The sequence below is a fragment of the Synergistaceae bacterium DZ-S4 genome (assembly GCA_025943965.1).
Lineage (GTDB): Bacteria > Synergistota > Synergistia > Synergistales > Synergistaceae > Caenicola > Caenicola nitritireducens.
Genome location: JAPCWD010000003.1, coordinates 203,700 through 213,207 on the forward strand (window position 1 = coordinate 203,700; position 9,508 = coordinate 213,207).

The 9,508-nt window shown below is 48.9% G+C and carries 9 protein-coding genes; 1 reads left to right on the forward strand and 8 read right to left on the reverse strand.

The features are described from left to right. Positions 1 to 69 precede the first annotated feature (69 nt). From OLM33_03370 to OLM33_03390, 5 genes are all read right to left on the reverse strand, one after another. Positions 70 to 1,023 (reverse strand): TAXI family TRAP transporter solute-binding subunit, encoded by a 954-nt coding sequence (locus OLM33_03370; GenBank protein ID MCW1712711.1) that lies wholly within the window; start codon positions 1,021 to 1,023, stop codon positions 70 to 72. Between the two features lie 122 nt (positions 1,024 to 1,145). Next, complete coding sequence (locus tag OLM33_03375) at positions 1,146 to 3,152, reverse strand: TRAP transporter permease (protein MCW1712712.1); 2,007 nt, start codon at positions 3,150 to 3,152, stop codon at positions 1,146 to 1,148. A 136-nt stretch (positions 3,153 to 3,288) separates the two neighbouring features. Further along, positions 3,289 to 3,951, reverse strand: a complete 663-nt coding sequence (deoC, locus tag OLM33_03380) for a deoxyribose-phosphate aldolase (protein MCW1712713.1) — start codon at positions 3,949 to 3,951, stop codon at positions 3,289 to 3,291. Between the two features lie 8 nt (positions 3,952 to 3,959). After that, the gene (locus OLM33_03385) at positions 3,960 to 4,853 is read right to left on the reverse strand and encodes a LysR family transcriptional regulator (GenBank protein MCW1712714.1); all 894 of its coding nucleotides are present in this window, start codon (positions 4,851 to 4,853) and stop codon (positions 3,960 to 3,962) included. Between the two features lie 325 nt (positions 4,854 to 5,178). Next, a complete protein-coding gene (locus OLM33_03390; protein MCW1712715.1) occupies positions 5,179 to 6,303 on the reverse strand; it encodes a sodium ion-translocating decarboxylase subunit beta in 1,125 nt (374 codons plus the stop codon). A 53-nt stretch (positions 6,304 to 6,356) separates the two neighbouring features. Between OLM33_03390 and OLM33_03395 the strand changes: the two genes are divergently transcribed. Next, a complete protein-coding gene (locus OLM33_03395; GenBank protein ID MCW1712716.1) occupies positions 6,357 to 6,644 on the forward strand; it encodes a hypothetical protein in 288 nt (95 codons plus the stop codon). Between the two features lie 753 nt (positions 6,645 to 7,397). On the opposite strand, the gene OLM33_03400 is transcribed toward OLM33_03395, so the two are convergent. From OLM33_03400 to OLM33_03410, 3 genes are all read right to left on the reverse strand, one after another. Next, a complete protein-coding gene (locus OLM33_03400; GenBank protein MCW1712717.1) occupies positions 7,398 to 7,796 on the reverse strand; it encodes a heme-binding protein in 399 nt (132 codons plus the stop codon). A 197-nt stretch (positions 7,797 to 7,993) separates the two neighbouring features. Next, positions 7,994 to 9,142 (reverse strand): FAD-binding oxidoreductase, encoded by a 1,149-nt coding sequence (locus OLM33_03405; protein MCW1712718.1) that lies wholly within the window; start codon positions 9,140 to 9,142, stop codon positions 7,994 to 7,996. 13 nt (positions 9,143 to 9,155) lie between these two features. After that, entirely contained in the window at positions 9,156 to 9,428 is a 273-nt protein-coding gene (locus OLM33_03410) for a (2Fe-2S)-binding protein (protein MCW1712719.1), read from the reverse strand. Positions 9,429 to 9,508 lie beyond the last annotated feature (80 nt).

The window sequence follows — 9,508 nt, forward strand, 5'->3', positions numbered from 1 at the left end:
CAAATAGGGAATAAAAAAGGACCCCGCATGGACGGGGCCCTTGCTGTTAAAACTGCGTACGAAAGGATTTTACTTAATAAGTCCCTTCTCTTTGTAGAACTTAGCTGCACCCGGGTGAAGAGGTGCTGTGAGTCCGTCGAGTGCGCCCTTCAGTGTGATCTCCTTACCCTTCGCGTGGACTGCCGCGATGTCGTCAAGGTTCTTGAACATCGAGCTTACGAAATCATAGATCTGCTGCTCGGGAACATCTTCGTGGGTGATGAGGATAGCCATGACCGCCGGTGTTACTGTATCTTTGTCGATACCCTTATATGTCTTGCCGGGGATCTTGCTTGCAACGAAGAAGGGATACTGCTTGTGCAGTTTGTCAAGGAAGGCCTTGTCAAAGTTGAGAAGACCTACGTCCTTGGTCGTTGTGAGGTCCATGATCGCTGCTGTCGGGAAACCGGCAACAACGAAGCCTGCGTCGATCTGGTTGTCCTTGAAACGGCTTGCAGTGGCTGCAAAGTCAAGGAAGTTGGCCTGCTTAAGATCTTTGTAGGTAAGGCCCGCAACTCCGAAGATGGCCTGTACGTCGCCTTCAACGCCTGAACCCGGTGCACCTACGCCTACGCGCTTGCCTTTGAGGTCATTGATGGATTTGATGCCGGCATCCTTCGCGATAACGACCTGAACGTGCTCAGGATAGAGGGAAGCAACCGCGCGTATGTTCTTAAGGGGTTTGCCCTGGAACATAAGCTGTCCGTTTACCGCCCAGTATGTGATGTCGTTCTGAACGAACGCGATCTCAATACCCTTTGTTGCAATTAGGTTTGCGTTGGCAACAGAGGCGTTTCCTGTTTCTGCCGTGCACTGGATCTTACCGTCTTTTGTGACCGCTGCCGCAAGTGCTCCGCCTACTGCGTAGTAGGTACCTGATGTTCCGCCTGTAGCAACGGACATATATGTGGCTGCCGAAGCTACTGCTGTAAATGAAAATGCTGCAAGAAGCGCTACAAGTGTTACGATGATGACTTTCTTCATTACTTGTTCCTCCTTAATGATGATTTATGTTTGTTGGACGAGCTGAGGCCAGTCCGGATACAGCCAAATTTTAGCTGAAAACGACACTGTAAGAATCAGTATTTAGTACAGATATTCGGTGATCACTGCATCTGGCCACCGGATGGTCCGGTATTCTCCTCCGCTTTCTTTTTTGCAAGGCTCTTCGCTTTCGCTGTCTGGATGAAGAATATCAATACCAGAACACCAAGTCCCGCAAGGTCTGAAACAGTTCCCGGGATGAGAAGTCCCAGTGCTCCGGCAAATGCCGTGATCCTCAGATACCAGGGCAGGTGAGCCTTATAGAAGCCTATCGTAGCCATGGCAAGGAGGAATACGCCGAGAAGGGCAGTAAAGATCGCCTGGATCATCTCTAAGGGCACCACGTCAATAAAGAGAAGCATCGGATTATAGACATATACATACGGCACCAGGAACCCCGCAAGCGCAAGCTTGAAAGCCGTGACCCCCGTCTTCATCGGGTCAGAGCCTGCAATGCCCGAACCTGCGTAAGCCGCAAGGGCGACAGGCGGAGTAAGGTCCGCAGCTATGCCGAAGTAGAAGACGAACATGTAAGCAGCCTTGGCCGGCACACCGAGCTTGAAGAGTGCAGGAGCCGCCATAGTGCTCGTGACTATGAAGTTTGCCGTAGTTGGAAGTCCTGTTCCGAGGACAATACTGGCAAGCATTGTGTAGAAGAGTGTGAGTATCTTGCTTCCGCCCGCAAGTGTGACTATTGCGTTAGCGATGCGGAGTGCAAGTCCTGTGAGCGTTCCCATCCCGACGACCATTCCAACAGTGGCGCATGCGCAGGCTACACCGATCGCTCCTCTTGCTCCTGTTTCAAAGGCCTCCATTATCCTTGGCGGGGTCAGCCGGGTCTCCTTGTTGAGCCATGAAAGCACGAAGCTTACAAGTATACCGTTGAACGCCGCTCTAAGGGGAGTAAAGCCCGCGAGCAGAAAGTAAATTATCGCAACAAGCGGGATAAGAAGGAAGCCCTTCGATCTCAGCAGCGGCCAGAGTGGGGGAAGCTGTGACCACGGGATCCCTTTAAGTCCGAGTCTTGTAGCTTCAAAATGTACCTGGACCATGACAGCGAAATAGTAGAGCAGTGCGGGAACAACAGCTGCGAGAGCGACTTCGATGTAAGGTACGCCAAGAAACTGGGCCATGATAAATGCGCCCGCCCCCATGACCGGAGGCATGATCTGTCCTCCTGTGGATGCGACGGCTTCAACGGCACCGGCAAAGTGGGGCTCGTATCCGACGCTTTTCATAAGCGGTATCGTGAACATACCGGTGGTACAGACGTTTGCGACTGATGATCCTGAAACTGTGCCCATAAGTCCAGAGCTGACGACGGCGACCTTTGCCGGTCCTCCTGTGGACCAGCCAGCGAGCGCCATCGAGAGGTCTATTATAAATTTTCCCAAACCTGTCTTTTCAAGGACTGCTCCAAAAAGGATGAACATGAAGACGAAGGTCGAAGATACTTCAAGCGGTGTTCCGAAAATTCCTTCTGTACCAAGATACATGTGGTTTACGATACGGGGGATCGAAAAACCCCTGTGAGCGATCATATCGGGGAGCGAACGGCCAACGTAGCAGTAGAGAAGTGCTACAATTGCCAGGCACGGCAGTACAGGGTTAGATATTCTTCTGGTCGCTTCAAGCAGTGTCACTATCAGCAGGAATCCCATGATCAGGTCGGTCTGTGTGGGAAGTCCCGCTCTTGTTGTCAGGTCGTTGAAAAATACCACCAGATACATTGCAGATGCAACGCCTACTGCTCCGAGAATAAAATCATAGAAGGGTATGCCGCTCGTCTTTGACTGTTTGGATGTTGCAGGATAGAGAAGGAAAACAAGGCAAAGAGTAAACGCAAGATGGACCGCACCCTGCTTCTGGGCAAGGAGAAGACCAAAACCTGAAGTATAAAAATGGAAGCAGGACATCGCAATTGCTATCAGGGATACAAGTTTTGCCTGCCATCCTTCGAGCGCCCTGAATCGCGCTTCTGTGTCATACTTGCGCATAAGATCGTCAAGGTCGATCTTCTGATCTCCTTCCTGCAGTACTTCTGCTGTCTTAATTTCTGTTTCACTCACTATAAATTCCTCCCTTGTGGAGACTTTGCATAAGCTATTCTTTAAGCAAAAACGACTTTAATAATCGTTCATTTTACTTCATATGTCAAGGCTTCTCTAAGAAAATTGAATATTTAAAAATCTGACTATTTCTGAATTATCCGTTATCCGCTGATCTGCATATCATTACCGACCGGGAAGTTCCAAGTCTGTCGGCACCTGCTTTTATCATCTCTTCTGCGCTGCCGCGGTCTTTGATCCCTCCGGAAGCCTTGACACCCATACTTTGAGGCAGGTTTTTTCTTATAAGTTCAACCACCCTGACTGTTGCTCCTCCGCAAGAAAATCCAGTCGATGTCTTTACAAAATGGGCTCCGGCCTCGCAGGCTGCCTTGCATGCCTCAATTATTTCAGAGTCTTCGAGCAGACAAGCCTCGATAATGACTTTGACTTTACACCTTGGAACAGCTTTTACAACTGCAGCTATGTCGTCTCTCAGAAGACAGAACGATCCATTTTTTGCATGAGATATGTTCATCACCATGTCGATCTCTTCCGCTCCGTCCTCATAAGCCCTCTCAGCTTCGTAAGCCTTGACCGGCGATATGCCAGCCCCAAGGGGAAATCCGACGACCGAGCAGACCTTAACGCCGCTACCCTTAAGTTTTTCCGAGACAAGGCGCACATAGCACGGGTTTACGCATACCGAAGCGAATCCCATTTCCAATGCCTCGTCGCAGAGTTTTAATATATCCTCCTTCCTGACCGCAGGATCAAGGTTAGTGTGGTCTATAAAAGGTGCAAGGTCCAATTGTATCACTCCGCTATTTAATATAATGATCCAAATCCGTGCCGTTGTACGATTTCGTCAAAAATCGCCAGCCCCGGAAGCGCGCTGGCCCTAGGGTATCTGTGTGTGATCCTGTAATAGAGGAGATCGGGCGGAGCCTCAGATATCCTTTGAAACACTATCCTGTCGTTACCCTGTTTCAGTTCTTCCATCGCAGAGCATGGGACCATGCACCACTGACCGGGCTTATCCATGAACGAACCTACCAGATTGACTGAGTCCAGCCGCATTTTCGCAGTTCTGATAGGATCCCAGATGTGGTCATGCCAAAGTCTGTAGCCGCTGCTCCACTCAATGTAATATTCCAGCTCCGGCATCAAACACTCCGGCTTTATCACATCTGATATATTCTCATCTTCATTTGGTATTCGGGCGACCACCAGGCTCTCTTTAAAAAATGGATCTATCTGAACATATCTGGTGGTCTCCTCATGAAGGACTATGGCAAGATCTATGGCCCTGCTCTCTACTGCCTGGTACATCTGGTCAGTGGGATCTGTCAGCAGCCTTAGGTAAACAGGTGGGTCATGTTCGAGAAGATCCTTGTACACCCTGGGCAGAAGCCTGTAATTTACTGTCTCGGACCCGCCTATCGCAAGGGAGAAAGCGGAGCCGGGGTTTCGGGCATTTGCTATCTCCCTGCTCACTTCCTGCCACTTAAGGGCAAGGGGAAGAAAACTTTCACCGGCAGGTGTAAGGCTGACAGATTTCATTCCTTTCTGCCGGTCTACGAGCATCATGCCCATTTCGCTTTCCAGTTCGCTCAGGTTATAGCTTACTGTCGACTGCGTCACATTCAACAGCTCGGCAGCCTTTCCGAGGGTCCTGGACATCGAAACAGCCAAAAAAGTTTCGATCCCTTTTTCATGCATATGCTGTCACCTCTACAAAAGGATCCTATCTTTTTTGACTATAATATTTATTCATAAATTATGCAAGTTCTTCGAGAAATAAAATTGATTTCTTCGATAATTTCACTAAGAACTTGCGTTTATCTACACGGCACAACTGGACAAGTCACTGGCTTGGGAGGCCATAGGAACTTGCCGCCATTAAGACACTGATCGGATCTACCCCTGCCTTTGTCCTTTTCTTTTAACCGGCTGTGTATGGACAGACCAGGCCGCATAAAAAAAGACCGCCATAGCTGCTGCTGAGCAGAGCATTATTTCCAGTATCTTCATATTAATGTCCGCTCTATTTCGAAAGGAGCGTCAGCATCGCTCCTGCTGCGACTGCAGTTCCGATAACTCCGGCAACGTTCGGCCCCATTGCGTGCATGAGTATATATGATCCCGGGAATTCCTTCTGGACCACTTTCTGACAGACACGCGCGGCCATCGGTACTGCTGAAACGCCAGCCGCCCCGATTATCGGATTGACTTTTCCCTTGGTCATTACTTTCATGACCTGTCCGAAGATAACTCCTCCTGCGGTGCTGAAGATGAATGCGACCAGACCGAGGCATATGATCATGATTGTCTCGACCCTCAGGAAGGAATCTGCGCTCATAGTCGCCCCTACAGAGATCCCCAGGAAGATCGTCGTCGCGTTAAGGACCTCGTTCTGAGCTGCGAGATTCAAACGTTCCGTACAGCCGCATTCACGAAGCAAATTGCCAAACATCAGCATGCCGATAAGCGGTACCGAAGGCGGCAGTATAAGTCCGCATGCTATGGTAGAGATTATTGGGAAAAGTATCCTTTCCCTCCTGGAGACCGGGCGGAGCTGTTCCATTTTTATCGCCCTGTCCTCTTTTGTGGTAAGGAGCTTGATCACAGGGGGCTGGATAAGGGGCACAAGCGACATATAGCTGTATGCCGCTACCGCCACTGCAGGGAGTATATGCTTTGCCAGCTTCGCACAAAGGTATATCGCAGTCGGACCGTCGGCTCCGCCTATGATGCCTATGCCGGCTGCTTCCTGGATAGTGAAGCCCATCATCATGGCTCCTATGACGGCAACAAAGACTCCGAGCTGTGCTGCTGCTCCGAGTAGAAATGTAACAGGGTTAGCAAGAAGCGGACCAAAGTCTGTCAGAGCACCTATGCCCATAAAGATTATTATGGGGTAGAGTTCGTGGTCTATTCCGAATTTTACAAAATAGAGAAAACCGCCTTCATCTATAATTCCGGAAAGGGGGAGATTGACCAGAAGGCAGCTAAACGCGATCGGAAGAAGCAGAAGAGGCTCAAAATCCTTTACTATCGCAAGATACAGAAGGATGAACGATACAAAGAGCATCAGCAAATTGCCTCCGCTGAGGGCGATGATCCCCGACTGATCTATGACCCCTTTAAGGGCGCTAAGGTAGAGATCCATTTCAGCGACCCTCCCCCGTCGGATCTTTCCGGGACCTGTTTGCCAAATAAGCTGTGACTATCATATTGGTTGCCTTCATAACAAACATCAATCCAATAATAACGAGAAATACTATACTCATGGAAATAAACGACATTACCAGCGCACCTGAGGGGCCGGTGAAATTAGAACTCATAGAAACAACTTCCGACATATTCATAACCTCCAAGTTTACATACAGATCGAAAGGACAGCATCCTGCACTCCGCCTGACCGACAGAGCACATAAGCAGATACCTTTTAAAATAATGGGAAAACCATGCGTCTCAGACCGAGATGGCATGATCATGTACAGGATCTGAAGGATCGCAGAGGGAAAGGTTTATTCCAGTTTTCGAATAGTCTTGATCGTATGAAAGGCTGACGGAAAGAGATCTTCTGATATCAAAAAATATGGTTTTCCAAGGATCCGGGGGAGGAAAAACATTGCCCCGACATTGAAAAGACGATCTGCGTTTGAAAAAAACGTCTTATTCCTAATCCTGAAGTTAATGAGGCTTGCAGGACCTGTCGGCTCGGTCAGATTTACCAGCTCCGCAGGAAGTCCGCCTGTTTCAGGGTCACTTGAAGAAAAAGGACCGTTCCCTGCCGTCAGGGTACCAATAGGAATAGGACGGGGCCCTTCCCGACAAAGGTCAAAGGGCACACCTGAATGACCCTGCGTGAGTAAAAAAGCGGAAGGGGATACGCAGCAGGAGACAATTACAATAAAAACTGTGACTAAAGGAATCAGCAACTTTTTCCCGGCATAGCCAAAAGAAACGCAGCGCATTGCCATTTGCCTCCAACTTTATCCGGCAGTATTATATCCCGGATCTGACAAGATACAAAGACACATCTGTATTAAACTACGATATCAGGGTGTCTGTGACGTTATACCACTTTGTGAAAAAGAATGCAAGGCTTCAGTCACCACTCATAAAAAGGAAGTGCCTTAATTTTTCCGTGAACATTTCCGAACCGGTGCTTGACCATGGATCTTGGAAATAATAATTGAAAAAAACCTCTTTGTTATTTCCCTTCATCAAAGCTGTCCATAAATTATTGTTATGATCCTAGACACCGTCAGATATTGCGAATGCCGCTACTTCGACATCCTGTTCCTCTGTACCGCCGCTTATTCCAAGCGCGCCGATGACCGACCCGTTTTCTAAAATTATTTTACCGCCTCCTATTAATGAAATAGATTCTTCGTAACGGATATCAGACAAAATACCGGTATTTTTAGTTACCAGATAAGAAAATTTATCTGTATCATTCATTAATTTTAAAGCAGTCAATGCTTTTGCCTGTGACAGTTTTACGCATAGGTCCGGAGTATTATCCATCTTTTGAAACAACACAAGATCATGCTCAGAATCAAAAATTGCAATTGCCACGTGCAAGTTAAGTTCCTCAGACTTTAATACAGCCTTCTTCAAAATAGATTCCGCTCTTTTCAAATTTATTGCCATTTGTCTTCCCTCCGCCTATTCAGTAAATTTAATATATTCCTGTGCATCTCGCCGGCAAGTGCGTAGTAGGATACCATCATAACTGTTACGGAGGCAAGGGTTTTCAGATCTCTTTCTGTCATCAATTTATTTGTGCTGCAACGAAAAAGGGGGCGGGAAGTCACATCCGCCCCCGGGTAGACACTGTCTGAATGTTTCTAAATGAACGCAGGCTCGAAGAAAAGATCGTTCTCGGCAAATCTGGAAAGGCGGAAACGGTAAAGGTCTACAAATGGCTTTTCCCCCATAAGGAGTTCCTTGCAGACTCGGCCGCCTGACGGTCCAAACTGAAGCCCGTGTCCGCTCCATCCGCAGTCGACCAGCAGGCCTTCGACCGGTGTCCAGTCGATAATAGCGTTATGGTCCGGTGTATTGTCGTAAGGACCTGACCACTGGCGTACCACCCTGACTCCGCTGAGTGCAGGGATCCTCTTCAGAACACTCTTGGTGACCCCTTCGAGGAACTTGGCGCTGTTTGAACACTCAGTTGTATGAGGTTCACCCGGGTCATCCCGGCCGAACATGAAGGTACCGTTCGGGCACTGCTTGAAGTACGCACCGTCGTCAAGACAGAGTACCATCGGGCAGTCAAATACTTCGACAGGTTCCGTTATAAGGAGATTATGACGCTCAGGATATACAGGAAGATCTACTCCCACAGTCGCTGCAAGGGGCGTTGACCACGGACCGGCAGAGAGAAGGACCCTAGGTGCATGCCACTCTTCTCCGTCTTCAGTCACTACGCCTTTGATCTTGCCGTTTTCTGCAAGAAGCTTAACTACAGGACAATATGTCTTTACCGTTGCACCGAGCCTGCGTGCTGCATGACCATATGAAAGGGTAAGCGTCTGCGGGTTGATGTGACCGTCATCACCGCAGAAGGCGACTCCGATAATGCCGTCCATGCAGAGATAGGGCCAACGGGCTTTTACTTCATCAGGCTTCATCATAACAGAGGGGATATCCAGACTTCTCTGGAGATCTACGTTTTTCTGAAGCTGTGCAAGAACGCTGTCTGCGTAGGCTACCCACATATATCCCCACTGAGTGAACTCAAGCGGCATGCCTGTGTCAAGCTCTTCCTCGAGTGTCGGGAAGACCTTGAGGTTGTACTTGGCCATATGAAGGTTGACCTCTGTTCCGAAATGCTGGCGCAGACCGGCTGCGGAACGGCCTGAGCCGCCTGAGCCAAGATATTCCTTCTCAAAAAGGACTACATTAACGCCGGCTTTTGCCAGTTCATACGTGGTGGATGCTCCGTGAACTCCTCCGCCTACAACAATTACATCAGCTGTTTTTACAGTCATAGCACCCTACCTCCTATTCGTTATCTTCGGCCAATAGTTTGGCTTTGACCGGTTTCACCGGAGGCCTGATAACTCCAGGCAGAAGTTCTGCTACTGGTTTGCCTGTTGCCTTGGAGAGCTCGCGAAGGATTATGTCCCGGCAGCCTCTGCCCTGGCAGGGTCCCATGCCTACGCGAAGGATCCTTTTAAGTTCTTCAAAATTTGTGTAGCCGGCGTTGATCCATTCGCGGATCTCGTCGATCTCTATCTCTTCGCAACGGCAGATGATATTCTTTTTCTCAGTCATGGCTAGCACACCACCTTGATGGCACGGATCTCTCCGACCAGTTTTTTAGGAATGACCACGCTCACTACCGTAGTCTGATC